23 protein-coding genes, 1 tRNA gene and 1 pseudogene are annotated in these 24,828 nt (G+C 69.2%); 14 read left to right on the plus strand and 11 right to left on the minus strand.

Features of this window, described 5'->3' with window-relative positions:
• The first annotated feature begins 72 nt into the window (after positions 1-72).
• Both ACRXBZ_RS25975 and ACRXBZ_RS25980 read left to right on the plus strand, forming a co-directional pair.
• Positions 73-1,251 carry a L,D-transpeptidase gene (locus tag ACRXBZ_RS25975; protein WP_433881304.1) on the plus strand — a complete coding sequence of 393 codons (1,179 nt, stop codon included), beginning with the start codon at positions 73-75 and terminating at the stop codon, positions 1,249-1,251.
• A 176-nt stretch (positions 1,252-1,427) separates the two neighbouring features.
• The gene (locus tag ACRXBZ_RS25980; RefSeq protein WP_433881305.1) at positions 1,428-2,186 is read left to right on the plus strand and encodes a sulfite exporter TauE/SafE family protein; all 759 of its coding nucleotides are present in this window, start codon (positions 1,428-1,430) and stop codon (positions 2,184-2,186) included.
• Between the two features lie 52 nt (positions 2,187-2,238).
• Here ACRXBZ_RS25980 and bcp read toward each other — a convergent pair whose 3' ends face one another.
• Both bcp and ACRXBZ_RS25990 read right to left on the minus strand, forming a co-directional pair.
• Positions 2,239-2,712, minus strand: coding sequence for a thioredoxin-dependent thiol peroxidase (bcp, locus tag ACRXBZ_RS25985; RefSeq protein WP_433881306.1), 474 nt, complete (start codon positions 2,710-2,712; stop codon positions 2,239-2,241).
• 53 nt (positions 2,713-2,765) lie between these two features.
• Positions 2,766-2,933, minus strand: coding sequence for a hypothetical protein (locus ACRXBZ_RS25990; protein ID WP_168584104.1), 168 nt, complete (start codon positions 2,931-2,933; stop codon positions 2,766-2,768).
• A 183-nt stretch (positions 2,934-3,116) separates the two neighbouring features.
• Here ACRXBZ_RS25990 and ACRXBZ_RS25995 point away from each other — a divergent pair, with 183 nt between their 5' ends.
• From ACRXBZ_RS25995 to ACRXBZ_RS26005, 3 genes are all read left to right on the plus strand, one after another.
• Positions 3,117-4,850, plus strand: coding sequence for a pyruvate dehydrogenase (locus ACRXBZ_RS25995; protein WP_433881307.1), 1,734 nt, complete (start codon positions 3,117-3,119; stop codon positions 4,848-4,850).
• Positions 4,851-5,132: 282 nt separating this feature from the next.
• Positions 5,133-5,984, plus strand: coding sequence for a helix-turn-helix domain-containing protein (locus tag ACRXBZ_RS26000; protein WP_168586833.1), 852 nt, complete (start codon positions 5,133-5,135; stop codon positions 5,982-5,984).
• Positions 5,985-6,176: a DUF397 domain-containing protein gene (locus tag ACRXBZ_RS26005; RefSeq protein ID WP_168586834.1), complete on the plus strand. Its 192-nt coding sequence runs from the start codon at positions 5,985-5,987 to the stop codon at positions 6,174-6,176.
• 61 nt (positions 6,177-6,237) lie between these two features.
• Here the strand turns inward: ACRXBZ_RS26005 and ACRXBZ_RS26010 are convergent, their stop codons facing one another.
• The 3 genes from ACRXBZ_RS26010 to ACRXBZ_RS26020 form a co-directional block, all read right to left on the minus strand.
• A complete protein-coding gene (locus ACRXBZ_RS26010; protein WP_433881308.1) occupies positions 6,238-7,788 on the minus strand; it encodes a PH domain-containing protein in 1,551 nt (516 codons plus the stop codon).
• Positions 7,785-8,324 (minus strand): PH domain-containing protein, encoded by a 540-nt coding sequence (locus ACRXBZ_RS26015; RefSeq protein ID WP_433881309.1) that lies wholly within the window; start codon positions 8,322-8,324, stop codon positions 7,785-7,787. The genes ACRXBZ_RS26010 and ACRXBZ_RS26015 overlap by 4 nt, the downstream gene beginning before the upstream one ends.
• 242 nt (positions 8,325-8,566) lie before the next feature.
• Positions 8,567-10,039, minus strand: coding sequence for an ArnT family glycosyltransferase (locus tag ACRXBZ_RS26020; protein ID WP_433881310.1), 1,473 nt, complete (start codon positions 10,037-10,039; stop codon positions 8,567-8,569).
• A gap of 194 nt (positions 10,040-10,233) precedes the next feature.
• On the opposite strand from ACRXBZ_RS26020, the gene ACRXBZ_RS26025 reads away from it, so the two are divergent.
• From ACRXBZ_RS26025 to ACRXBZ_RS26035, 3 genes are all read left to right on the plus strand, one after another.
• Positions 10,234-11,496, plus strand: coding sequence for a sensor histidine kinase (locus ACRXBZ_RS26025; protein WP_433881311.1), 1,263 nt, complete (start codon positions 10,234-10,236; stop codon positions 11,494-11,496).
• Positions 11,489-12,148 (plus strand): response regulator, encoded by a 660-nt coding sequence (locus ACRXBZ_RS26030; RefSeq protein ID WP_433881312.1) that lies wholly within the window; start codon positions 11,489-11,491, stop codon positions 12,146-12,148. Before ACRXBZ_RS26025 ends, ACRXBZ_RS26030 begins: the two co-directional genes overlap by 8 nt.
• A gap of 664 nt (positions 12,149-12,812) precedes the next feature.
• On the plus strand, positions 12,813-13,601 hold the full coding sequence (locus ACRXBZ_RS26035; RefSeq protein ID WP_433881313.1) for a S1 family peptidase: 789 nt from the start codon (positions 12,813-12,815) through the stop codon (positions 13,599-13,601).
• Between the two features lie 160 nt (positions 13,602-13,761).
• On the opposite strand, the gene ileS is transcribed toward ACRXBZ_RS26035, so the two are convergent.
• The gene (ileS, locus tag ACRXBZ_RS26040; RefSeq protein WP_433881314.1) at positions 13,762-16,893 is read right to left on the minus strand and encodes an isoleucine--tRNA ligase; all 3,132 of its coding nucleotides are present in this window, start codon (positions 16,891-16,893) and stop codon (positions 13,762-13,764) included.
• Positions 16,894-16,974: 81 nt separating this feature from the next.
• Between ileS and ACRXBZ_RS26045 the strand changes: the two genes are divergently transcribed.
• Positions 16,975-17,886 carry a pseudouridine-5'-phosphate glycosidase gene (locus ACRXBZ_RS26045; protein WP_433883973.1) on the plus strand — a complete coding sequence of 304 codons (912 nt, stop codon included), beginning with the start codon at positions 16,975-16,977 and terminating at the stop codon, positions 17,884-17,886.
• Positions 17,887-18,098: 212 nt separating this feature from the next.
• Positions 18,099-18,887, plus strand: coding sequence for an IclR family transcriptional regulator (locus tag ACRXBZ_RS26050; RefSeq protein WP_168586843.1), 789 nt, complete (start codon positions 18,099-18,101; stop codon positions 18,885-18,887).
• Positions 18,888-18,932: 45 nt separating this feature from the next.
• Here the strand turns inward: ACRXBZ_RS26050 and ACRXBZ_RS26055 are convergent, their stop codons facing one another.
• Positions 18,933-19,715 (minus strand): dioxygenase family protein, encoded by a 783-nt coding sequence (locus ACRXBZ_RS26055; RefSeq protein ID WP_433881315.1) that lies wholly within the window; start codon positions 19,713-19,715, stop codon positions 18,933-18,935.
• Positions 19,716-19,793: 78 nt separating this feature from the next.
• On the opposite strand from ACRXBZ_RS26055, the gene ACRXBZ_RS26060 reads away from it, so the two are divergent.
• The 3 genes and pseudogenes from ACRXBZ_RS26060 to ACRXBZ_RS26070 all read left to right on the plus strand — a co-directional run bounded on the left by ACRXBZ_RS26060 (position 19,794) and on the right by ACRXBZ_RS26070 (position 22,114).
• On the plus strand, positions 19,794-20,249 hold the full coding sequence (locus tag ACRXBZ_RS26060; RefSeq protein WP_168586845.1) for a MarR family winged helix-turn-helix transcriptional regulator: 456 nt from the start codon (positions 19,794-19,796) through the stop codon (positions 20,247-20,249).
• A gap of 24 nt (positions 20,250-20,273) precedes the next feature.
• Positions 20,274-20,569: pseudogene (locus tag ACRXBZ_RS26065) on the plus strand (fumarylacetoacetate hydrolase family protein); the annotation flags it as partial.
• 471 nt (positions 20,570-21,040) lie between these two features.
• Positions 21,041-22,114: a LysR family transcriptional regulator gene (locus ACRXBZ_RS26070; protein WP_433881316.1), complete on the plus strand. Its 1,074-nt coding sequence runs from the start codon at positions 21,041-21,043 to the stop codon at positions 22,112-22,114.
• Positions 22,115-22,366: 252 nt separating this feature from the next.
• Here ACRXBZ_RS26070 and ACRXBZ_RS26075 read toward each other — a convergent pair whose 3' ends face one another.
• The 3 genes from ACRXBZ_RS26075 to ACRXBZ_RS26085 form a co-directional block, all read right to left on the minus strand.
• The gene (locus ACRXBZ_RS26075; protein ID WP_433881317.1) at positions 22,367-23,071 is read right to left on the minus strand and encodes an SdrD B-like domain-containing protein; all 705 of its coding nucleotides are present in this window, start codon (positions 23,069-23,071) and stop codon (positions 22,367-22,369) included.
• Positions 23,072-23,121: 50 nt separating this feature from the next.
• Entirely contained in the window at positions 23,122-23,595 is a 474-nt protein-coding gene (locus tag ACRXBZ_RS26080; protein ID WP_433881318.1) for a dihydrofolate reductase family protein, read from the minus strand.
• Positions 23,566-23,642, minus strand: a tRNA-Leu gene (locus ACRXBZ_RS26085). Before ACRXBZ_RS26085 ends, ACRXBZ_RS26080 begins: the two co-directional genes overlap by 30 nt.
• Positions 23,643-23,789: 147 nt before the next feature.
• On the opposite strand from ACRXBZ_RS26085, the gene ACRXBZ_RS26090 reads away from it, so the two are divergent.
• Positions 23,790-24,011 (plus strand): DUF3618 domain-containing protein, encoded by a 222-nt coding sequence (locus ACRXBZ_RS26090; protein ID WP_433881319.1) that lies wholly within the window; start codon positions 23,790-23,792, stop codon positions 24,009-24,011.
• A gap of 48 nt (positions 24,012-24,059) precedes the next feature.
• Here the strand turns inward: ACRXBZ_RS26090 and ACRXBZ_RS26095 are convergent, their stop codons facing one another.
• The gene (locus ACRXBZ_RS26095; RefSeq protein WP_433881320.1) at positions 24,060-24,779 is read right to left on the minus strand and encodes an MOSC domain-containing protein; all 720 of its coding nucleotides are present in this window, start codon (positions 24,777-24,779) and stop codon (positions 24,060-24,062) included.
• Positions 24,780-24,828: the final 49 nt, after the last annotated feature.

Here is a 24,828-nt window from a genome sequence, read left to right on the forward strand (position 1 = left end):
CGCACCCCGTAATCCGTTCGTGGCAGGTGAAACTACGCTTGTAGGTGGGGTGAGCAAATGAGACAAGGCAATATGCGGCAATTCGTCCGCTTTCGGGTGTGTGTTGCAGGTGTTGTTCTCGGGACGTTGATCGGGGTTGCCGCGTGCTCTCCGGCCGGAGGCGGCGGGCAGGGCGCCGAGGCGCCTCCCAAGCCCGCGCCGGTCGTCGACATCACGGCCGCCGGGGGCGACCAGGTGAACCCGACCACGCCGATCGACGTGTCGGTCCACAACGGCAAGCTCACGGCCGTCACCGTGACCAATCCCGACGGCAAGCAGGTCGCCGGGCAGATGGCGGACGGTCAGGCGAGCTGGCGCACCACCGAGGTGCTCGCCTACGCCAAGGTCTACGACGTGACCGCGACGGTCGTCGACGGCGACGGGAAGAGCAGCACGCAGCACAAGGCGATCCACACGCTCGCCCCCGCGGCGCAGGCGTACCCGAGCGTCGTCCCGGCGCCGTCGACCCACGACGTGGGTGTCGGTCAACCCATCGTCGTCCGGTTCGACCACTCCATCAAGGATCGCGCCGCCGCGGAGAAGGCGCTGCAGATCAGCAGCACCCCCAACCAGCCCGGGGGCTGGTACTGGCTTTCCGACAAGGAAGTGCACTACCGGCCGCAGAACTACTGGCAGCCGGGCACGAAGGTCTCGCTGAAGATCAACCTCTACGGCGTCGACCTGGGCGGCGGGGTGTACGGGCAGACCGACCGCAGCATCGACTTCGCGGTGCACGACTCCTGGATCGCGAAGGCGGACGGCAACACCGAGCAGATGCAGATCTTCCACAACGGTCAGCTCGTCAACACGATGCCCATCAGCATGGGCAAGGACGTCACCCCGACGCACCTCGGTGCGCACGTGATCTCGGACAAGCAGCAGAAGTACACGATGGACTCTTGCTCCTACGGGGTGTGCCCGCCCGATCCGAACGCGTACCGGTCCGACGAGTTCTTCGCCGAACGCATCTCCAACGACGGCGAGTTCGTCCACGAGAACCCGGCCAGCGTTGCCCAGCAGGGCAGTTCCAACGTCTCGCACGGTTGCATCAACCTTGACCAGGCCAACGCGCAGTGGTTCTTCGACCACTTCGGGCTCGGCGACGTCGTCGAGGTCACCAACTCCGGTGGTCCGGCATTGCCGGTGTGGGACACCTACGGCGACTGGTCGCTGTCCTGGGACAAGTGGAAGGCCGGTAGCGCCCTCCACTAGCGAATCGCGGAGCCCGCAGGTGGTCGGCATGCGAGGTTCGATAACGGCGCTATGAACCGATAACGGCGTTACCGAACGGGGCAAGGGTCCTCGGATCTGGTCGCCGCACCAGCGCGGTGTGATGCCGCTCGCCCCGGAGTAAACCTGAGTATTTCCAGAAGCTAACTTCAGAGGCCGTGTTCACAGATTGGTTCGAACTGGCGCTGCTCGTCGTCGTCGGCTTCCTGTCCGGCGCGATCAACGCCGTGGCCGGGGGCGGCTCGCTGCTGGTCTTCCCGGCCCTGCTGGCGACCGGAATGTCGCCGCTGGTGGCCAACGTGACCAACTCGGTGGCGCAGGGCCCCGGATTCGTCGGGGCCGCGATCAGCCAGCGCAAGGACCTCTCCGGAACGCCGCGGCGGGTGTGGCTGACCACGGTGGCCGCGGCCGTCGGATCGGCGCTGGGCTGCGTGCTGCTGATGGTCCTGCCGGGCAAGGTCTTCGACGCCGTCGTGCCCGTGCTGGTGGGGCTGTCCGCCGTGCTGATGGCGTTCCAGAACACCATCCGCAAGTGGCTGGGGACGCCCGGCGAGGACGCTCCGGACCGCACCGTGCTGCTGACCGTCGGGATCTTCGTCGCCTCGATCTACGGCGGCTACTTCGGCGGCGCGCGCAGCGTCATCCTGATCGCGATCCTGGTGCTCGCCACCACCGACAGCATGCGCCGGTTGAACGCGCTGAAGAGCTGGCTGGGCATGATCGGCAGCGCGGTCACGCTGATCGTCTATGCGCTGATCGCGCCGGTCGACTGGATCGCCGTGCTGATGCTGGTGCCGACCACGGTGCTGGGTGGTTTCGTCGGCGGCAAGCTCGCCCAGAAGCTGCCGTCGAACCTGCTGCGCTACCTGGTCGTCGTGATCGCCGCCGGGGTGGCGATCTACATGGCGCTTGACTAGCGCAGCGGAGGTCCGGTTGGGAGGGGCACCGGCCGAGTCGGTGCCCGTTCGGTCAGACTCCGAGATCCTTGCGGAGCCGGTCCACATGGCCGGTGGCCTTGACGTTGTACAGCGCCTTGGCGATCTTGCCCTCCGGGTCCACCACGAAGGTCGACCGGATCACGCCCCGCACGGTCTTGCCGTAGTTCTGCTTCTCGCCGAACGCGCCCCACGCGGTCATGACGGACCTGTCCTCGTCGGCCAGCAGCGGGAACGTCAGGCCCTCGGTGTCGCGGAAACTCGCCAGCTTGGCCGGCTTGTCCGGGGAGATGCCGAGGACGTCGAAGCCCGCGTCGCCCAGCACCGCCAGGCTGTCGCGGAAGTCGCAGGCCTGTTTGGTGCAGCCGGGCGTGCTCGCCGCCGGGTAGAAGTAGACCACCACGGACCGGCCCCGGTAGTCGCTCAGCGACACGGTGTTGCCGTCGGCGTCCTGCAGGGAGAACTCGGGTGCCTTGTCGCCTGTCGAGAGTCGGTTCTGTTCGCTCATGCTCCCGACGCTAGCCGATGCTCCCGACCCGTTCGTGGGCGGTAAAGCGACGATCACTCCGACCGGAGCTCCCCGCTGGCGGGGATAAGCTGGGAGACCTGGGTGATCCGCGGTTGGGCGGGGGCTCGGTCCGCTGTCGCGATGAATCCGCCGACGAGCAGTCCGGCGACCGCCGAGGCGGTCACTGCCAGCGCGCAGGTGGTGTATAGGCGGATGGACACCGCGATTCCCTTCGGGTGGCTGGGATTCCGGCGATCGAAGCCGGCGTGGACCTGATCGACTTTTTCGCCCGGTTCGTTACCGGCGTCCCTCGAAAGGGTGATCACGGGTTTCGAGTTGCGGGCCGTGAGCACCCCGCGTAGACGGGAGTGGCCGTGCCCCCCACCGACTGCCGGAGGATCACCATGCCCACCGTCGCCGACCAGTTCATCGAAGTGCTCGTCCAAGCCGGGGTCCGGCGGATCTACGGCATCGTCGGGGACAGCCTCAACCCGGTGGTCGATGCGGTCCGCCGCACCGAGGGCATCGAGTGGGTCCACGTGCGCCACGAGGAGGCAGCCGCCTTCGCCGCCGGGGCGGAAGCGCAGCTGACCGGGCGGCTCGCGGTGTGCGCGGGCAGTTGCGGACCGGGCAACCTGCACCTGATCAACGGCTTGTTCGACGCGCACCGCAGCGGGGCTCCGGTGCTGGCGCTCGCGTCGCACATCCCGTCCGAGCAGATCGGGACCGGGTTCTTCCAGGAAACCCACCCCGAGGAACTGTTCGCCGAGTGCAGCCACTTCTGCGAGCTGCTGTCGCAGCCCGAGCAGATGCCGCGCCTGCTGCGCACCGCGATCCAGACCGCTGCCGGTCGGCGCGGCGTTTCAGTGCTGGTGCTGCCCGGTGACGTCGCGCAGAAGTCCGCGGTCCGTCCCACCGGCCACGGGATCGTCGAGTGCGAACCACCGGTGGTGGTGCCGTCCGAGGACCAGGTGGCCGCATTCGCCGGCAAGCTGAACGGGGCGGAGCGGCCGATGTTCTTCTGCGGCGCGGGAACCCGCGGCGCGCACCGGGAAGTCATGGAACTCGCCGGGCGGTTGAACGCTCCGGTCGGGCATGCGCTGCGCGGCAAGGAGTGGATCCAGTACGACAACCCCTTCGACGTCGGGATGAGCGGCCTGCTCGGCTACGGCGCCTGCTACGACGCGATGCACCGCGCGGACCTGGTCGTGCTGCTGGGCACCGACTTCCCCTACGACAACTTCCTGCCGCAGGCCAACACCGTGCAGGTCGACATCGAGCCCGCCCACCTCGGGCGGCGCACGGTGCTGGACCTGGCCGTGCACGGTGATGTCGGGGAGACCATCCGCGCCGTCCTGCCGCGCGTTCCGCAGAAGTCGGACCGGTCCTTCCTGGACCGGATGCTGCGCGAGCACGCCGGCCAGTTGGAGCGCGTCGTGGACGCCTACACGCGCAACGTCGAGACGCAGGTGCCGATCCATCCGGAGTACGTCGCGGACGTGCTCGACGACCTCGCCGCGGACGACGCGGTGTTCACAGTGGACACCGGGATGTGCAACGTGTGGGCGGCCCGCTACATCACGCCGAACGGGCGGCGGCGGGTGCTCGGCTCCTTCGTGCACGGTTCGATGGCCAACGCGTTGCCGCAGGCGATCGGGGCGCAGATCGCCGAGCCGGGGCGTCAGGTGATCTCGATGTCCGGGGACGGCGGGCTGTCGATGCTGCTCGGCGACCTGCTGACCCTGCGCACCCATCGGCTGCCGGTGAAGGTCGTGGTGTTCAACAACTCATCGCTGGGCATGGTGAAGCTGGAGATGCTGGTCGACGGGCTGCCCGACTTCGGCACCGACCACGACCACGTCGACTTCGCCGCGCTCGCGGCCGCCGCCGGGATGCACTCGGTGCGGGTGGAGAAGCCCGGCGAGGTGCGCGATGCCCTGGCCGACGCGTTGCGCAGCCCGGGACCGGCGCTTGTGGACGTGGTGACCGACCCCAATGCGCTGTCGATCCCGCCGCGGATCACCGGTGACCAGGTGAAGGGCTTCGCGCTCGCGGTCAGCCGCACGGTCCTCTCCGGCGGCGTGGGCAAGATGGTGCAGCTCGCGCGCAGCAACCTGCGCAACGTGCCGCGGCCGTAGGCCGGCGTTCGCGGCCGGGGCGGCGCCTCAACCTGGGGCGCCGGCTGGTCGCAGCCCATTAACCGGCGGCGTCGCGCGTCGGTTTCGCTTGCCCGCCAACACAACGCGGGCACCGTCCAATGCGGCGCGGAACGAGCCTGCGGCGACCCGTTCCGCCGGTGAACCGCGTTCTGCGGAGTGCATTCAGCCATTCGCCCTATTCACCGGAATAGTCGGGTGGTCGATTTCTGTACGGGTGATGGGGTGGTGACGCAACGTGGAGAGCCGTGGAGGATGTAGATCATGACAGTCAGTCCCACGGTGCGTCGTCGTCGCCTTGCCGCCGAGTTGCGCCGCCTGCGGGCGCAGGCCGAGGTCACCCAGCAGCAGGCCGCCACCCACCTCGGCTGCACGCAAGCGAAAATCGGACGGTTCGAAACCGCGAAGCGGTCCCCATCGGTCGGCGACGTATCCGCTTTGCTGGATTTCTACGGGGTGGACGGTGCCGAGCGGGACCAGCTGATCAACCTGGTGCGGGACGCCCGGAAGCGTGGCTGGTGGCATTCCTACAGCGACGTCCTGCCGGAGTGGTACGAAACCTACGTCGGGTTGGAAGCCGAAGCGTCTTCAATTCATACGTACGAGTCCGAGGCCATCCCGGGATTGCTCCAAACACGTGAATATGCGCATGCGTTGACCAAAGCGACGCTCATTCGAGCGGACGATTCCGAAATAACCCGGAGGGTCGATCTGCGGATTCAGCGTCAGCAGCGGGTCGTCGGCCCGAACCCGCTAGTAGAGTTGTGGGCGGTCGTGGGGGAATCGGCCTTGCGGCGCTGCGTCGGGGGCAACGGGGTGCTGCGCCGGCAGCTGGAGCACGTGCTCAAGCTGGTGGAAATGCCGCACGTAACGCTGCAGGTGATGCCGCTGGACGCGGGTGCCCATCCGGCCCAGGCCGGCCCGTTCGTTATCCTCCGCTACTCGAATCACATCGATCCCGATGTGGTTTATCTGGAAACCCATGTGGGCGGGCTTTACCTCGAAAGGGAGATCGAGCTGTCTAACTACGTCATCATGATGGACCATTTACGGGCGCATGCGGTAGATCCGGAAGGTTCCGTTCAACTCATCCAACAACGCATAGGAGAGCTGTAGATGGCAAACATCACCGACTGGCGCACCAGCACCCGGACCCAGGGCCAGGGCCAGTGCGTCGAAGTCGGCTTCGGGGCTGACTGCGTCGGGGTTCGCGACACCAAGAACCGAGCCGCCGGTCAGATAACCGTTGCAGTGCCACGCTGGCACGAGTTCGTCCGCGGCCTAAAGCACGGCAGCTTCGGCTCCTGACGGGTAGTGGCTCCGCTCACCACCGGAGCGGAGCCACCAACAACCGGAACCGCTCGACGGGTCAGCCCCGCTGGAGGAACGGCGCCAGCAGCCCCGGCACCGCTTCCTCCGCCATCGCCAGGCCAGCTCCGGTGCCGACGTCGTGCACCTCGTAGATGCTGTTCCCGGCGGCCGTCGTCGCCCCGATGCTCATCAGGTTCGAGCGCCGTTGGAAAACGGTCCGGGTGATGCGCCAGCCGATGATCCCGTCGCGCTGCAGGGCGACCGTGCGGCGAATTCCGGTGCCGGACCGTGCGATCAGGTAGCGATCGTCGACCCGGTGACCGAGGCTCCGGTAGGCGTCCACCGCGAAACCGAGCGCCACCGCTACCGCGACCACCCCCACTGCCGCGGGCACGGCTGCCGGCACCCAGCCGATCATCGCGGCCACCGCGGCCGCCGCGATGAACGGCACCGCCGCCACGAGAGCCCAGGTGATGCGCCGCCGCAGCGCGGCCCGCGGATGCCGCCGCAATTCGCCTTCGGTGGGCGTCCTTCCCTCCCGCAGGACCTCGGCAGCCACCCGTTGCGCTTCCGCGCGGGGAGCCGGCGGCAGCAGCGTCTTGTTGTCCGGCTGGTGCTCTTCCTGCTTCTGGTTCAGCCCGGTGGCCACGGCGTGCAGCCGCGCCCCGCGGGCCCAGCGCAGCAGCAGCGGTTCCGCGAGCTCGACGCCGCGCAGGCGGCGTTCCTCCAGCGAGACCGACCGGGTGGTGAGCAGGCCGCGTTTCACCCGCAGCGTGTCGCCCCGCTCCCGGGTCAGCCGGAAGCCCCACCACATCTCCACCGACAACGCGATGGCGCCTAACACGCCCACCACCAGGGCGATGACCAGTCCGGCCGCGATCACCAGCCACAGCGACGACACCAGCACGGCGTGTGCGACGGAGTCGAAGAACCCGAAGGCCTTCAGCAGTTCGCTGAACGATCCGACGGCCGAGCCGATCGCGCCCCAGACGATCAGCACGAACGAGAAGGTCAGCGCGGAGTAGCGGAACCATGCGGGGTTGAGGCGGGCGAGCACGGCCTCGCCCGGTTCGGCGCTCGCCGCAGCGGTGCCCGCCGCGATGTTCGGCACGGTGACCGGATCGCCGTGCGGCGCGGTGTCCGAAGTGGACGATCCGCCGAACAGCAGTTCCTGGCGCAGGGATTCGGCGTGGTGGCGGGAGATCGCGTCGAGCTTGAGATCGTTGCCCTCGCTCGCCTGGCCGCCGGTGCCGATCTTGACGGTGGTGACCCGGAACAGCCGGTGGCCCGGATCCGCCGTGAGGTCCACGCTGCGGATCCGCTCGCGCGGGATCCAGCGGTGGTTGCGGGTCAGCACCCCGTGGCGCAGCTCGAAGCGCTCCTCGGTGATCCGGTACCAGGTGAGCCACCACTCGGCCGCGGCGTACCCGGCGATCAGCACCGCGATGCCGACCCAGATCAGCGCGGTGATCAGCAAGGTTGCCGGCTTGGCGTTGGACAGGAGCATGACCGCCGCGGTCGGCACCAGCGGCGCCAGCACCAGGGTGGCGGCCGCCGCGATGGTCTTCGGGTCCAGGCGCCGCCACTGCCCGTCGATGACGCTGCTCATGTGGCATCCCCCGGGGTGACCTGCGTGGTGGCCGTCAACTGCTCGACGAGCGCCGCCGCGACCTCCCGGTCCAGGCCGTCGATCGTCAGCGGGCCGGCGGCGGACGCGGTGGTGACCGTGACGCTGGACAGGTTGAACAGCTGCTGGATCGGGCCCCGCACGGTGTCCACCGTCTGGATCCGCGACATCGGCGCGATGCGCCATTCCTGGCGCAGCCAGCCCGCTGCGGTGTAGACGGCGTCCTCGGTGGTTTCCCAGCGGTGCACGCGGTACCGCCACTGCGGCATCACCAGCGTGTAGGGCACCCCCAGCGCGGCGACCACGACCAGCGCGAGCACCAGCCAGAACCGCGCGGGTGGGATGAACACCGCCGTGATCGCCAGCGCGACCAGCGGCGGGACGACGAGGACCAGGGCTTGCACCGTCCACCAGCCGATGGCGCGGCGCTCGACCCGGTTGCGCGGCGGCCGAAGCCGCAGCCCGGGGGAGTTCGGATTCGTCGGGGTGGCCACTGTCGGCCCCTCTCTGTTTCGCATCGGTCAAGAACCTGTCTCCGACCGTGTTCTGGGTGGCGGTGCGGGTAGCGGACCTCGGACGCCGGCTGATCTCCGTCCTACGCAAGTTCCATTGAAATCGGACCTTCGATTTCAATGGAACTTGCGGCCCCCTTCCCACACACGCACACGCACACGCACACGCACACGCACACGCACACGCACACGCACACGCACTGACGCCATTGTCGCAGCGGGCGGCCCCGGGAATCGCCAGCCGCGGCTCAAAGGGACTTGAGCTGTGGCCAGATCTCCGCCCAGGTTCCCCGTTTTCCGGTGCAGAGCCAGATCGGGACCTCGCCGTTGCCCACCTGCCGCACCTCGGCGAACTGCTGCCGCAGCGCCGTCGAGTCGCCGACGACGAGCACGGACTCGATCCGCTCGGTCGGCGGCGGGAAGTAGCCGTAACCGCGGTGCGGGCTGAAGACCTCCGGCAATTCGTGTTGCGCCCCACCGGCTTCGAGCATCGCGGCGATGACGTAGCTGTCGCCCACGACCGCGGTGTGCGAGCGCTGTTCCGGCGGCAGCGCAGCGTAGGCGGCAGAGGCATCGCGGGCCAGCGAATCGGCCGTCGGAACCCCGAACATCGACGTCATCATCACGGACACCGACAGCATGTATCCCGCCGCCGCGGCCGAAAGCGCGTACACCGGCCAAGCCGTCCAGCCGAACCGGGTTCGCCGGGACTCCCGGCGCCGCTGGAACCCCACGGCCCCGGCGGCGATCGACACGCCGTAGAGGCCGATCAGGTAGTACGGCCGCGCGGCGGTCGCGACGAAGAAGACGTACAGCAGCAAGGTCGTGATGGCGAGGAACCGGTACGAGCGCAGCTCGGGGTTGCGCAGGAGCCGCCACAGCCCGAACAGGAACAGCGCGGCGCCTGCGACGCCGGCGTAGAGCACCATGGTCACGGCGGTTCCGCTGCGGCCCCCGGACAGCATCGGCGACTCTTCCGCGACGACCGCGCCCATCTGCAGCTGCGGCCAACCGTGCAGCGCCTGCCAGAGCACCGTCGGCACGGCGATCACCGCCGCGATGCCGACGCCGCCCCAGAACTTCGGCCGGCGCAGGACGTCCCGCGGGCCGACCAGGAGAACGCTGCTCAGCAGCGCCACGCACAGGATCGCGACCTGGAACTTCAACTGCATGTTGATGCCGAGCAGCACGCCGAAAAGCAGCAGCAGCCGATCATCGGGTTGGCCCAGATCGCGCAGCCGAACCCAGCGCACCAGCGTCCACGTGAGCAGCAGCCACAGCAGCGGTTCGAACGTGTAGGGCGTGATCCAGTGCCCGACCAGCGCGGTCCACAGGCCGGTGGCGCCGGCCCCGGCGGCCAGCGTCTGGGCCCGCCGGTCGCCGCCGAACTCGCGGGCGAGCAGCGCGGTCAGCACGACCAGCGCGGCGGTCGCGAGCACTGCGGGCAACCGGAGCACGAGCATCGACCCCGGTGCGATCCAGTCCATCGCCGCGGCGATCAGCGGTGCCAGCGGCGGCTGGTCGACGTAGCCCCAGTCCAGGTGGTGCTTCCCGGCCGCGAGCATGTACGCCTCGTCGATCCAGAAGCCGCCGAACGGGCTGAACGCCAGCTGGGCGGCCGCGACGAGGCCGGCGATGGTGAACACCGGCCACTTCGCGAGCGGCGGCAGTCCGGGTTCGGCAGGCGGTGCTGGCTGCGGGCTTAGCAGCTCGGCGCGCATCGTTCCCCCAGGTCTCGGTTGGATTGTGCACCCATTGAACCCGGGTTGATCATCTCGGCGACACCGCGCTTGGTAGCGGTTCCACGGGCCGAAAGCTGTGCCGCCCGGCGGCAGGCGCAACTTTCGTATCTGCCTCGTGGCCGCGAGTGGGTACTTCGCCGATTCCCAAGACGCGGTTAACTACGGTGGTCCACGTGAAGCGCCCGTTGTGGCGGCTGCTGTGGAACTCCAAGCGGGAAGCCGCGTTCGACGTCGGCCTCGTGATCGGATTGCACCTGCTCGGCCGCGTCCTCGAAGCCCTCTTCCCCTCGGAAACCCCGCCCGAGGCGTACGACTGGGTCGGCGGGCTTTGGCCGAACGACCTGCTGATGACAGGGTTATTGCTGTCGTTGCTGGTCAGGCGGCGCTTCCCGGTGTCGGTCATGGCATTCAACACGGCGCTGTCGATCGCGCAGGTGCTGCTGATCGAGGCCGGGCCGGGGCCGCTGCTCGCGATCAACCAGAACAGCGATCCGCGGATCCCGGGCCTCACGCCGTGGGTCATCTACGCCGTCGCGGCCTACGCGCGGGGCCGCGTCAGGCAGTTCTTCGCCTGGGACATGGTGGCCATCACCACCGTGCTCGCGGTCCGCCCCTGGGAGCAGTTGAACGGCGACGTCATCGTCGTGGGGGTCGTCTGGACGATCCTCCCGGCGGTCCTGGGCCTCTACATCGGCGCGCGGCGCCGCCTGGTGCTGGCGTTGCGGGAACGCGTCGAGCGGGTCGAGTACGAGCAGGAACTGCTCACCGAGCAGGCCCGGGCCGACGAGCGGACCCGGCTGGCGACCGAGATGCACGACGTCGTCACGCACCGGGTCAGCCTCATGGTGCTGCAGGCGGGCGCGCTGGGGATCGCGGCGAATGACCCGGAGACCAGGCGGGCGGCGGAGGAGCTGCGCACCAGCGGCTGCGCGGCGTTGGAAGAGCTGCGGGACCTCGTCGGCGTGCTGCGGCGCGGCGTGGCGGACGAGGACGGCCTGCCGGACGTGACCCCGCCGACCGAGGTGCCCGACCTGACGGAGCTGATCGGGCAGTCCGAGGCCGTCGGCGTGCCGGTGGAGTTCACTGTGGACGGTGCTGCGGCGATGGTCTCGGCGGCGGTCGGGCGGACCGCCTACCGCGTCGTGCAGGAGGCGCTGACGAACGTCCACAAGCACGCGTTCGGGGCCCGGGTGAGCGTGCACGTGATCTACAGCGACGACCGGTTGCGGTTGGTCATCCGCAACACCGAGCCGCCGGGCCGCGCCGCCGCGGACCTGGCGGGCAGCGGATCGGGGTCCGGGCTGCTGGGGCTGCAACAGCGGGTGGAACTGGTCGGCGGTACGTTCCACGCCGGGTGTGGTGCCGACGGCGGCTTCGAGCTGGACGTGGTGCTTCCTGCGTACGTGCCCACTGGGGAGGCGGTCGGCGATGAGTGATCCGATCCGGGTCGTCGTGGTGGACGACGAGCCGATGGTCTGCGCGCACCTGCGCACCATCCTCGGCTCCGCGGACGACATCGAGGTGGTCGATGACGCGCAGGACGGCGCGGCGGCCGTCGAATGCGTGGTGCGGCACCGGCCGAACGTGGTGCTGATGGACCTGCGGATGCCCGGCGTGGACGGACTGACCGGCATCGAACGCATCTGCAAGCTGCCGGACCCGCCGGTCGTGGTCGCGCTGACGACCTTCGACGCCGACAAGTACGTGCTGCGCGCGCTGCGGGCCGGGGCGGCCGGGTTCCTGGTCAAGTCGACGCCGCCGGAGGACCTGATCGGGCTGGTGCGGGTCGCCGCCGACGGGCACACGGTGCTCTCCCAGGAGGCGAAGAAGCGGCTGCTCGCGGCGTCCGCCGACGAACAGAACACCCGGCAGCGGGCCGTGGAACTGGTGCGGGACCTCACCAATCGCGAGATCGAGGTGCTCACCTGCCTGGGGCAGGGCCTGTCCAACGCGCAGATCGCCGAACGCCTCTACCTGTCGGAGGCGACGGTGAAGAGCTACGTGTCGCGGATGCTGGTGAAGCTGTCCTGCGCGAACCGGCTCCAGGCCGGGCTGCTCGCCTACGACGCGGGCCTGGTGCCGAGGTAGTCCGCCCGGTCCCAGCAGCGGTTACGCCGAGAGGTTCAACGTTCAACCGAGCGGGCTGCGCCGATTGGCTCTGGAAAATTCCGCCGAAGATTGTGTAAACCATGACGTAGCACGTTCCGGTCAAGGCGGTCGGGGCCTTGGAGCGTGCTTGCCATCGGTTCGGGGATCGATGGCGAACACCGGTCGGAGGGGTCCGGCCGAGGTTGAGGTGTCCCCGGTGCAAATCGGGGTGCACCGGGGACATCTTCGTTGGTTGGTGTTCCAGCCTTGGCTTGGTGGGCTAAAGCGCCTTCGGCGCCTCAAAGACGAAGAACAAGATGCAGCGGTGCAAGCTGGTGCTGTTTTCTTGCTTGTGGCAAAGAGAAAGCGGTTGGGCTGCTCGTGCTTGCTTGGTTTGCGTGGGGTGCGTTGAGTATTCGCCGGTCTTTGGACTCTTGGCCGTGCGGGATCTGCTCGTGGGCAACGGGAATCGGTCGTCGCTGGCCTTCGAGTTGTGGAAAGTTGTTGTGCGGACTGGTTAAAACGGCAAAATCGGAGGCTATCCCGGTGGGTGCGGGCGCCGTTATCGTTTCGATCAGGTTCGTCGCTGTGCGTAACGGACCCGAGGGAAAGGCAGGCCGCCGGGCCTGATGCGCAGCGACCCTTGGGACAAGGAGAAGCAACGATGGTCGATGCCCCACGTCACCTGGCCCGGCTCGCCGGAGTCACCGCGATCGCCGTCGCCGCGCTTACCACTGCATCCGTCGCGCAAGCGCAGCCGTCGGACGTCATCCCGTACATCGTCGGCGGCGAAGACGCCAACATCGCCGACCACCCGTTCACCGTCGCGCTGGTGACCCCGAGCGGTCAGCAGTTCTGCGGTGGCTCGCTGGTGGCCCCGAACAAGGTGCTCACCGCCGCGCACTGCACCGTCGGCTCGCAGCCGGCCGACATCAACGTGGTCAGCGGCCGCACCGTGATCAGCTCGGACGAGGGCACCGTTTCGAAGGTGACCGACGTCTGGGTGCACCCCGGATTCCAGGGCGCCTCGCGGGGCTTCGACGTCTCGGTGCTCACCCTCGAAGCGCCGGTGCAGGAGGCCCCGATCGAGCTCGCCAAGGCCGATGACCCGGGCTACGCGCCGGACATCCCGGCGACCATCCTGGGCTGGGGCAACACCTCCGAGGGCGGCCAGCAGGCCGACAACCTGCAGAAGGCCACCGCGCCGGTGACCTCCGACGACACCTGCAAGGGCGCGTACGGCGCGTACAAACCGGACGCCATGGTGTGCGCCGGGGTGCCGGAAGGCGGCGTGGACACCTGCCAGGGCGACTCGGGCGGCCCGATGGTCGTGGAGAACAAGCTGATCGGCGTCACCTCGTGGGGCGAGGGCTGCGCCCGCCCGGGCAAGCCGGGTGTGTACGCCCGCGTCGGCACGTACCACGACGACATCCAGGCGCAGATCGGTTCCTGACCGACCAGAGAGTGCTTCAAAAGTGGTTTGCGTGGCGGTGCGGGTAGCGGAACCCCCGCGGCGGTGCGAGCTGAGTCCCACACCGCAAGCAGCTACCGCCGCTTATTAAACAGACCCGAGCACCGGCTGAAGGCCGTGGGTGGTTCGCCGCCCACGGCCTTCACTGCGCTTTGCGCAACCACACCGCCAGGTCGAGCTCGGGTTCGGCGTGCTCGACGAATTCCTCGGGGGCGCTGGCGGTTTCGGCGACGTCGACGGCCAGGACAGCGGCGGCGATCTCGTCGGCGTGCGCCAGCAGCGCCTCGCGGAGTTCGCCGGTCGCCCGCCAGCGCAGCGCGATCCGGTCCGCGATGTCGAGCCCGTCCTGCTTTCGGCAGTCCTGCACGAAGCGGATCGCCTCGCGGGCCAGCCCCGCGCGCTTGAGTTCCGGGGTGATCGAGGTGTCCAGCGCGATGATCATCCCGCGCTGCGACTCCACCACCCAGCCGGTGCGCGGGACCTCGCTGATGATCACGTCATCGCTGGTGAGCGGCTCGGTCTTGCCGTCGACTTCGATCGCGGCGTGCCCCGTCGAGCGCAGTTCCCGGGCCAGCGCGGCCGGATCCGCCGCGTTGACCGCCGCCGCGGCCTGCTGGGTGCGGTTGCCGAATCGCTTGCCCAAGGCCCGGAAGTCCGGCTTCACCGACACGTCCAGCACTTCGCCCGCTGCGTCGAGCGGCTCGATGCGCCGCACGTTCAGCTCCTCGGCGAGGTCGGCGAGCAGCTCCGGCGGCAACGCGGCGCTGACCAGCGCGCGGCTCAGCGGCTGGCGCACCTTGATGCCGCTGCTCTTGCGCGCCGCGCGGCCGGCTTCGGCGAGCTGGCGCTCGGTGTCCACTTGGGACAGCAGGACGCCGTCGACCAGCGCCAGATCCGGGAGCGGCCAGGCCGCCAGGTGCACCGACTCCGGCGCCTCGGGTGCCCCGGGGCGGACGACGTCCTGCCACACCCGCTCGGTGATGAAGGGCACGAACGGCGCGAGCAGCCTCGTGAGCACGTCCAGGCAGTCGTACAGCGTGCTCAGGGCGTTGACGTCGCCGTCCCAGAACCGCTGCCGCGAGCGGCGGACGTACCAGTTCGACAGGTCGTCGACGAACTCCGCCAGCGCCCGACCGGCGCCTGCGGTGTCGTAGGCCTCCAACCGCACGTCGACCTGCCCGGCGAGCCGGTTGAGCTTGGCGAGCACCCAGCGGTCGAGGATCGGGCGCTCGGCGGGCGGATCGGCATCCGCCGGGATCCAGTCGGCGAGCGAGGCGTAGCGGGTGAAGAACGACGCGGTGTTCCAGTATGTCATGAGCACCTTGCGGACGATCTCCTGCAGCGGCCCGTGCCCCACCCGCCGTGCCGACCAGGGCGAACCGGTGCAGAGCATGAACCACCGCAGGGCATCGGCGCCGTGGGCCTCCATCAGTGGCAGCGGCTCCAGCACGTTGCCGAGGTGCTTGCTCATCTTCCGGCCGTCCTCGGCCATGATGTGCCCCAGGCACACGACGTTCTCGTACGCCGAGCGGTCGAACAGCAGCGTCCCGACCGCCATCAGCGTGTAAAACCAGCCGCGGGTCTGGTCGATCGCCTCGCAGATGTACTGCGCCGGGTAGCTCGTCGCCAGCTCCGCGGCGCTGCCCGGGGCGTGCGGGTAGCCGAGCTGGGCGAAAGACATCGACCCCGAGTCGAACCACGCGTCGATGACCTCCGGCACCCGAGCGGCCGAACGCCCGCAGGACGGGCAGGGGAACTCGATCTCGTCGAGGTAGGGCCGGTGCGGGTCCAGCTCGGTGAAGTCCTGGCCGGTCAGCTCGCCGAGCTCGGCGCGGGAACCGACCGCGGTGACGTGGTTCTCCGGGCACCGCCACAGCGGCAGCGGCGTGCCCCAGTAGCGGCTGCGCGACAGCGCCCAGTCGACGTTGTTGTCCAGCCAGTTGCCGTAGCGGCCGTGCTTGACGTTCTCCGGGAACCAGTTCGTGCGCTCGTTCTCGCGTTGCAGCGCCTCCCGGATAGCCGTGGTCCGGATGTACCAGGACAGCTGCGCGTAATACATCAGCGGCGTGTGGCAACGCCAGCAGTGCGGGTATGGGTGCTCGAAAGTGCTGTAGCGCAGCAGCAAATCGCGGTGCTGGAGGTCTTCGACGAGGACCGCGTCGGCGTCCTTGAAGAACATGCCACCGACCAGCGGGACGTCCTCGGAGAACCGGCCGTTGCTGCCGATCGGGTTCACCACCGGGAGGTCGTTCTCGCGGCAGACGGCGAGGTCGTCGGCCCCGAAGGCCGGCGCCTGGTGCACCAGGCCGGTACCGTCCTCTGTGGACACGTACTCGGCGAGCACGACCCGGTGCGCGTCCGGGATTTCGATCAGGTCGAACGGCCGCCGGTACCGCAACCCGGCCAGCTCGGTGCCCGGTAGCGTCGCGAGCACCTCGCCGTCCTCGCCCAGCACCGCCTCGACCAGCGGTTCGGCCACCACGAAGGTGCCGCGCACGGTGCGCACCACCTGGTAGTCGACCGCCGGGTGGACCGCGACCGCGGTGTTGGACACCAGCGTCCACGGCGTGGTCGTCCAGATCAGCAGCTCGACGTTGTGGTGCCCGGCGATCGGACCGTCGACCGGGAACCGCACGTAAACCGACGGGTCGTGCACGTTCTCGTAGCCCTGCGCGACCTCGTGGTCGGACAGCGTCGTCTCGTCCCGCGGGCAGTACGGGGCCACCCGGTAGTCCTCGACCAGCAGGCCGGCGGTGAAGATCTGCTTCAGCGCCCACCACACGCTGTCCACGTAGCCCGGCGACATCGTCCAGTACGCCTCGGACAGGTCGATCCAGTAACCCATCCGCCTCGTCACGGCCTCGAACTCGCCGACGTAGCGCTGCACCGACTCCCGGCAGCGGGCGTTGAACTCGGCGACGCCGATGCGCTCGATGTCCGGCTTGCCGCTGATGCCGAGTTCCTTCTCCACGGCAAGTTCTACCGGCAGCCCGTGGCAGTCCCAGCCCGCGCGGCGCGGGACGGAGAAGCCCTTCATCGTCTTGAACCGCGGGAAGACGTCCTTGAACGCCCGCGCCTCGACGTGGTGCGTGCCGGGGGGCCCGTTCGCCGTCGGCGGGCCCTCGTAGAACACCCAGCGCGGACCGCCCGCCGACTGGGCGAGGCTGCGCTCGAACACCTCGCGGGCGCGCCACCACTCGATGATCTGCCGCTCCATCGCGGGCAGTTCGATCGTGGGTGCGACTGGCCGAAACGGCGTACCCGGCTGGTGCATCCCTATATGCTCACATCTTCGGGGCGTTCGGACCCAAGGAGTTTTCCCGCGACGCTGCGTCCGGGCCCGGCCGCGGTGGAGGTGCGAATGGCGTTGCCGGTGGTGTCCGAGGAAGTCCGGCGCGCCGTCGCGCAGCGGCGCCCGGTCGTGGCGCTGGAGTCGACGATCATCACCCACGGGCTGCCGCGCCCGGACAACGGCGAGGTCGCCCGGGCCGCCGAGCAGCAGGTCCGGGCCGCCGGCGCGGTGCCCGCGACGATCGGCGTCATCGACGGGGTCGCGACGGTCGGCCTGACCGGCGCGCAGCTCGACCGGCTGGCCGGCGACCGTGCCGCGGTGAAGGCGAGCGTCCGGGACCTGCCGATCGCCGCCGCCAAGGGGCGCAACGCCGGGACCACCGTCGCGGCGACGTCGTTCCTGGCGCACCGCGCCGGGATCCGGGTCTTCGCCACCGGAGGGCTCGGCGGGGTGCACCACGGCGCGGCGACCAGCTTCGACGAATCCGCCGACCTGGTGACCCTGGCCGCGACGCCGCTGGTGGTCGTCAGCGCCGGGGCGAAATCCATCTTGGATGTCGCCGCGACGCTGGAGCGGTTGGAGACGCTGAACATCCCGGTGCTCGGCTACCGGACGCTGCGCTTCCCGGGTTTCTACGTCGCCGATTCTGGCCACGTGATCGAGCATTCCGCCGGCGCACCGGCCGAGGTCGCGGCGGTGGTGACGGCCCGCGACGAGCTGGGCCTGCGTTCGGCGGTGCTGGTGGCCAATCCGGTGCCGGCGGACGAGCAGCTGGACCCGGCGCTGCACGACCGGGCGCTGGCCGAGGCCTGGGAGCAGGCCCGGGAGCAGGGCGTCAGCGGCCACGACATCACGCCGTTCCTGCTCGACCGGATGCGCACCGCAACGGGCGGCCGGAGCCTGGCGGTCAACATCGCGGTGTACCGCAACAACATCGCCCTGGCCACCGAAATAGCCACCGCCCTGGCGGGGTAAAGCCCCGGGCGGATCGGCTCGCGCGGCGATCGCAGCGTGCCGACTCCCGTGAGCGATATTGGGTGCCGTAGGCCCCAGAAGCACTCACGGGCTTGTTGGAGCAGCGCCGCCTGCGTCTCCTGGACGAGCTGCGCGGGCCCGGCTCGCCCGCTGTACTGTTCAGTAGGTCGTGCGGGGGATTGCGGCGGCAACGGAGCAGGAGGAACTTCGGCGTGAAGGCGGAACCGGCCACCGCTGAGCAGGCGGGCAGCGGCCAGAACGTGGTCAAATCCGCCGACCGCGCGCTGGTCATCCTCGAGCTGCTCTCCCGCGGCCGGCACCGGCTCAGCGACATCGCCGAAACCCTCCGGCTGCCGCTGTCCAGCGTGCACGGCCTGCTCGGCACCCTGGTGCACCGCGGCTTCGCCGAGTTCGACCAGACCACCCGCACCTACGGGCTGGGGCTGAAGGCCTGGACCGTCGGACAGGGCTACACCGGGCACCGCGACATCGTCGGCCTGGCGCTGCCGCTGATGGAGCGGCTCGCGCAGGAGACCGGTGAGACCGTGCAGCTGTCCCGGCTGGACGGCATCGAGAACGTCTACATCGCCATCGCTGAATCGCCGCAGCCGATGAAGCTGGTGTCCGCGGTCGGCATGCGGCTGCCCGCGCACGCCGTCGGGCTGGGCAAGGCGCTGCTGGCCGGGCTGTCCGACGACGAACTGGAGCGCCGCTACCGCGACGTGGAGCTGGCGCCCTTCACCGAGCACACCGTGACCGATCCGACCGAGCTGCACGCCGAGATCGAGCAGGCCCGGGTGCGCGGTTTCGCCGTCGACGACGAGGAGTACATCGTCGGCTGCCGCTGCGTCGCGATGCCGATCCGCGACCATTCGGGCGAGGTCGTGGCGGCCATGTCGGTCTCCGCGCCGACGCCGCGCTGCGGGCCGGACTGGGCCGATGAGACCCGCACGCCACTGTCCAATGTGGTCGCCTCCGTCGAGCACCAGCTCCGCCGCTGATCAGGCTTCGTGAGTGCCAAAGCCGGTAAGAACCGGTTTTGGCACTCACGAACCGAACTGGATGGAGCGCTTGGCCAGGCCCCACCAGAAGCCGTCGATGGCGATCTTCTGCTGGTCGAGGTCCTTGCCCGCCGCGCCCAGCGCCACGAACAGCGGCGCGAAGTGCTCGGTGCGGGGGTGCGCCAGGCGGCCCGCCGGGGCCTTGTGCTGGAAGTCGAGCAGCGCGTCCACGTCGCGCGCTTCGAGGGCCCGCGCGCCCCAGTCGTCGAACTCCGTCGACCAGCTCGGCGTGGTCTCGGCGCGCAGTGCCGCGAGGTTGTGCGTGAAGAAGCCGCTGCCCACGATGAGCACGCCTTCGTCGCGCAGCGGTTCCAGCGCCCGCCCGATGCGCATCAGCCGCTCCGGCTCCAGCGTCGGCATGGAGATCTGCAGCACCGGCACGTCGGCGTCCGGGTACATCTCCTTCAACGGCACGTACGCGCCGTGGTCGAGGCCGCGTTCCGGGAAGTCCTGCACCGGCGTGTCCGGGCTGCGCACCAGCGAGCGCACCCGGGCGGCGAGTTCCGGCGCGCCGGGCGCGGCGTACTGGACCGAGTAGTAGTGCTCGGGGAAACCCCAGAAGTCGTACACCAGCGGCACGGTCGTGGTGGCTCCGATCGCCAGCGGCGCCTCCTCCCAATGCGCCGAGACGATCAGGACGGCCTTCGGCTTTGGCAGGTCGCGGGACCAGGCCGCAAGCTGGTCGGGCCACTGCGGGTCGTCGGCCAGCGGCGGCGCGCCGTGGCTGAGGTAGAGAGCGGGCATCCGGTCCGCCGCCGGTGCGGTCATGGCGATCCTCCTAGTTCGAATTTGAACCACACCCCAAGTTACGCTGTCGTTCGAATCTGAACAAGCTAGGGTGGTGGCATGACGGAACCGCGCTGGCTGGACGCCGACGAGATGGCCGCCTGGAACGCCTTCGTGGAGGCGAGCAACCTGATCGCCCGGCGGGTCGAGCAGCAGCTGCGCGAGCAGGCGGGGCTGTCCCACCCGCAGTACGAGATCCTGGTCCGGCTTGCCGCCGAGCCCGACGGCGAGATGCGCATGACCGAGCTCGCCCAGCGGGTGGTGACCTCGAAGAGCGGCCTGACCTACCAGGTCACCCAGCTGGAGAAGGCCGGGCTGGTGCGCCGCCGGACCTGCGACACCGACGACCGGGGCGTCGTCGCCGGGCTCACCGGAGCGGGCCGGGAGAAGCTGCGCGCGACCGCGCCCGGGCACGTGGAACTGGTCCGCGCGAACCTAATCGACGTGCTCGACCGCGACCAGTTGCGCGCCATCGCGGAAGGGCTCGGCGCGGTGACCCGCGCGCTCCGAGCTTGACGGCTGGCCGCACCTGTGAGGTCCGGCCCGTGGCTGGTCCCGGCCGACGAGATCGCCGACCGCAGGCGCTGCAGCTGCGCTCGTTCGTCAACGGCGAGGCGCGGCAGGACTCCAACACCGCGGACATGATCTTCGGCGTCGCGGAGATCGTCCGGCACCTGTCGCAGTACCTGACGCTGGAGCCGGGCGACCTGGTCAACACCGGGACGCCGGAGGGCGTGGCGATGTCCGGGCGGTTCCCGTACCCGGCGGCCGGCGACGTGATGGAGCTGGAGATCGACGGCCTCGGCCGCCAACGCCAACAACTCAAGTCCGCCTGAGAAACGCCTGTTCCCAGGCTCGTTCGCAGCAGAGAAGACGGAGGCCCGGCACCGACCCCCCTCGGTGCCGGGCCTCCGTCGTTGTGGAATTCCGCTGCGCCGACCCCCAGTACGGCGCTGCCGATTCCAGATCAGGCGGCCAGCTTGCGCGGGCCCACGCGCTGCGGGAACAGACGTCGTCCGACGCCGCGCCCGGGCAGGACGCAGCGGTGGTGGTGCGCATGATGCTTCGCGAATCCTCTCCAGGCGGGCTGCGGTGCCCACGCCACCGCAGCCCGCGTCCGTGCGAATTGCCCCGAGTTCACCGGGCGGTCGACGATGGACCGCTACTGGGGCGAGGCAGATCATTACACCGCGCCGCACGGGTTTCCAGCACTTTCCGGAAAAATTCCGCAGATCATTAGTTCTGACACGCAGATCAGTTCGGCGCACTACACTCCGGCGAGAAAGGGAAGAGAGAAGGAAGCAGCCGTGCCGTTAGCCGGAACCGCAAGCTTGCCCGCGACCGACCTGCGCAGCCGCCTGCTGCAATCACCGGCTGCGCTGCTGGATACCACAATGGACCAATTGCGGACGTTGGTCCTGGTGCACGAGGTGGGAACCGCGCTGGCCGCGGCGCGATCGCTCGGGCGGGAGCAGTCCAGCGTGCAGAAGCAGTTGGACACGCTGAACCGGAATTTCAAACAGCTGTGCGGAGAACCACTCGTCGTAAAGCAGGGGCGCGGAAAGAAGGTGTTGTTCACAGCCACCGGTGAAGCCTTCGTGGAGATCGCGCGGGACACCTTGGCGGACTGGTTGGACGGCGTTCGCGAATCGAGACGACTTCGCGGTGAAACGGTTACGGTCGGCACCACTCGCTTCACTCTCGGTTTCCTCGCCAATGCGGGAGAACACGTGGCCGAGGAATTCCAGGAACGCGGAATCGATTTGCGCGTCACGCACTTGCGGACCCGCGAGTTGCTGGACGCATTGCGCACGAAGCAAGCGGATCTGGTCTGCGGTAGCGTGCTGATCGCGGAGGACGACTCGGTGCTGGCCGAATTCGACGTGATGGAGTGGCGGCGCAGCGGTCTGAGCCTGGTCACGAACTTATCCGGCGAACAGTTGCCGAACCGCGTGATGCGCGCGAGTGAACTGCACGCGGTGCCGCTGGTGGTGCCGGCGAGCGGACTGATCTCCGGATTCCTGCACGGCTGGTTCGGCACCGACTTCCGCGACAAGCTCGACATCGCCGCCGAGATCGACGACGTCCGCTACGGGTTCGACCTGCTGCGTTCGGAGCTGCTGCACGGCTGCATGATCGTCACGCAGGGGGTGGGCGAGGCGGCCGGCGACGGTCGGCTGCCGGAGGGCCAGGGCCTGCGCACCATCGAGCTGGTGAACGACGTCGGGCCGAAGATGCAGGTGCTGGTGGGTGCGTTCACGCGCCGAGGGGAGCGGCAGGGCTACTACTCCGAGCACCCCCTGAATCTACTGTGGACGGCGCTGGAGCTGGAGAACGCCAAGTGGAAGAGCGGCGAGGTGTCCCCCGCCAAAGCGTCCTGACGGTCCGCAATTTCAATGGAAATCGGACCTCTGATTTCCATTGAAATTGCGGAAGTTATCCACAGTTTGGGGCGTTATCCACAAGTTGGGAAAATTGCCCACAGTTGTCGGGGCCCGGGGCGAGCGTGGTGCGTAAGCCGGAGACGGCGGTTTCTTCGAGAACCATCCGGGCGCGTGGTTTGGCGGTTTCCCTCGCGGGAGTCCTAATTGGACGTGAACGCCCAAGCATGCACGGCAACTGCCGTGGTCGGCCTACTTCGTGACCAGGCCGATGTCGAGGTTCGGGACCTGGTTGATCCTGCAGTCGGTCAGCGCGACGACGGCGGTTGCCGTGCCGTCGGCCGGGTCGGCGTCGGAGTCGGTCTCCGGCGCGCCGACGTGCTGCGGCGAGAACCCCATGCCCTCGGGCGGGACGAAACGCAGGACGTAGGTGCTGGTTCCCTGGTTGGGCATCGCGTAGTGCCCGGTGCCGTCGGTACCGCTGCCCCACCTGCCGATCCAGAACTGGATGTCGGGCAGCAGCGGCTCGTCCGCCTGGCGTTGCCCGTCGGCGTTCACGTCGTGCCAGGTGACGCCGGTGATGTCGCTGCCCAGCTTGCCGAAGTCGGCGCGGCTGGTGCCGCCGGGGCGCACATCGAGGACCACCTCGCTGGGAGTGGTCGGCTGATAGCCGATCGGGTTGATGCCGACCCGGTACCGGCCGGGTGGCACATCGGGAATTTCGTACGTGGCATCGGGATTCGTCCCAACCGTCGCCACCCAGCTGCCGTCCAGGTGGTACAGCCCGACCGCGCTGCCGCCGCCCGGCTCGCCGGGCTGCCAAGCGCCGTCGACGTTGCGGTCGAAGAAGTGCATCCCGCGCACGGTCCCGGTCGCCGGTTGGGCCACCGCCGGCACCGTCGTCCCCAGCAGCGCCACCGCGCCCGCCGCCACGAAAACCGCGGTTCTCCCGGTCATCACGCCTCCGATCGCAGCCGAAACCCGTTCTGCGGCGTAGACGCGCGGTCCTAGGCTTTGGTTGCCCGGTGGAGGCGGATTCGGGTTCCCGTGCTCCCGGTGGGCCCTCCGCTCATCCCGGCTACCGCTGGTTCAGCGGCGAACCAAGCAGGTGACGTGGTGAGGAGGGAGGCGGGACGCGCGGAGACTAGTTTCAGGTCCAGCGCGGGCACGCCTTCGAACAGCCGCTCTCCGGCACCGAGTGTGACCGGGGCGATGTGGGTGCGCAATTCGTCGATGAGTCCGCCGCGGAGGTACTGGTTGATCGTGGCCGCGCCGGGGATGGCGACGTCGCGGTCCCGGACACCCAGGCGTGCGGCCGCTCGACCGGGCCGGTGCCGAAGGGCTTCTCGGGGGCCTGACCGGGGCCTCGAAGCCGTCACCCGGGACCAGGTCGGCGGGTCTTCCACCGTGATGCGGACGGGCCCCGACTGCCGTTCGGGGCCAGGAGAGCGTGGTGGGGCCGGAGAGACTCGAACTCTCACTGGCTAGGACCTAAACCTAGTGCCTCTGCCAATTGGGCTACGGCCCCGCTCGACACAGCCTAGCGCGTGCGGTGATCTTGGCGGGAGGGGAGTTCCCGGACGGGGGCTCGGGGCGCGACACGCGAACCGCTGGTGCGTGGCGGGCTCGGCAGTGCTCTACGGTGTCAGCAGCCAGGTGAACGCGAGGAGGACACGTGGCCCGTGATCCAGACACCATCGAGCGTGACATCGAGCAGGCGCGTGAAGCGCTGGCCACCACGCTGGACCAACTGAGCGTCAAGGCGGACCCGAAGCGTTTCGTCGAGTACGGCAAGTCCAGCCTGCAGCAGAAGCTCAACGACCCGAGGGTGCGCTACGTGCTGATCGGTGTCGGCGCTCTCATCACCGTTGCGGTGGTGCGCAAGCTCTTCCGGTGAATGCCCGTGGGTCTTTTGGGCCGCAGCGGCAGCCGCAGCCCAAAAGGCTCACGGCTCATGCCGCACCGCGTCGCCGAGGCGGATTTCGCCGGGCTTGGTGACGCGCATGATCACACCGAACTTGTTGTCGTGGCGCCCGATCAGGTGGGTTTGCAGGTCCCGCCAGCGCTCGCGGCCGTCGGCGTCCCAGCTGGGCACCGCGCAGCGGATGCACGGCCCGGCGTTGTCCCCGGTCACCGCCAGCTCCACTTCGCCCGCCGTTAGCGTCGTGCCGGGTTCCCAGCCCTCTTCGGCGAAGGCCGGCAGGTCGGCGGTCACGTGCAGGTTCGTGCGGAAGCGGCGCAGGTCGACGTCGGCGCCCAGTTCGTCGGACAGACCGGCGCGGGAGGCTTCGAAGGTGACGAGCACGGTGGGCCCGCGGTCCTGCTGCCCGTCGGCAGCGTGCAGGCTGAGCGGGATGTCCAGCGAGCCGGCGAGGACGTCGGTGAGCTCGGGGTCCGTCCAGGACCAGTCCACACCGTCCGGGCCGCGAAGCGTCGGCGGTTCGGTCGGGTCGGCGACGTCGCCGTAGCTCGCCGCCCAGCCGAGCATCGTCGGGTTCTGCCGGACGGTCAGCACGTTGCCGGTTCGGGTGGCGCGCTCGTCGAGCAGCGCGTACGCGCGGTCACCGGCCATTCCGCGGTCGTCGAAGCGGGCCGCGTCGACGCGCTCACCGCGCAGCGACTTCACCGGCCAGCGGCTTAGGTCCGTCACCGATCCGTGCGCCACGCCGACCTCCATCCACCACGTGGCACCACCTTAGCTCCTGGTTTTCCAG

Source organism: Saccharopolyspora hattusasensis, from assembly GCF_050972075.1.
In the GTDB taxonomy this organism is placed as follows: domain Bacteria; phylum Actinomycetota; class Actinomycetes; order Mycobacteriales; family Pseudonocardiaceae; genus Saccharopolyspora; species Saccharopolyspora hattusasensis.